Origin of the sequence: Streptomyces sp. DH12, assembly GCF_020873895.1 — a bacterium.
In the GTDB taxonomy this organism is placed as follows: Bacteria; Actinomycetota; Actinomycetes; order Streptomycetales; family Streptomycetaceae; genus Streptomyces.
The window spans coordinates 1-445 of the sequence record NZ_JAHWGT010001142.1 but is presented as its reverse complement, the minus strand read 5'-3'; the positions used below and the strand labels follow the sequence as shown (position 1 = coordinate 445).

1 pseudogene is annotated in these 445 nt (G+C 76.6%); it reads left to right on the top strand.

What is annotated here, in order from left to right:
- Positions 1–445 (top strand): annotated as a pseudogene (locus LPA54_RS38940) (hypothetical protein); the annotation flags it as partial.

The window sequence follows — 445 nt, the reverse complement described above, 5'->3', positions numbered from 1 at the left end:
GCCCCGACGTGGCCACCCAGCTGACCGAGGTGCCCGACCAGGCCCGGGGGGTGGTGGAGAGGGAACTCGCCGGTCTGGACGCCCAGATCGCCGAGGCCTACAAGCGGCTCGGCGAGTCGGCCGACGCGATCCGCCAGGACCCCGGCTTCGCCGAGAACGCCATCGCCGGTCCGCTGAAGGACAAGCGTGCCGCCGTGCTGGCCCGTATCGGTGCCGCCGTGGAGAAGGCCGGCGCCGAACGGCCGCAGGGCCTCGACGACCTCGCCGCGTGCGCGGTACGCGACTCCGGCAACGCCCCCGCCCCCGAGGCGGGCGGCGAGCAGGCGGGCGACGGCCAGGACCAGCAGGGCGGCGACCAGCAGGGCGGCGATCAGCAGGGCGGCGATCAGCAGGGCGGCGATCAGCAGGGCGGCCAGGACCAGGGCGGCCAGGACCAGGGCGGCGG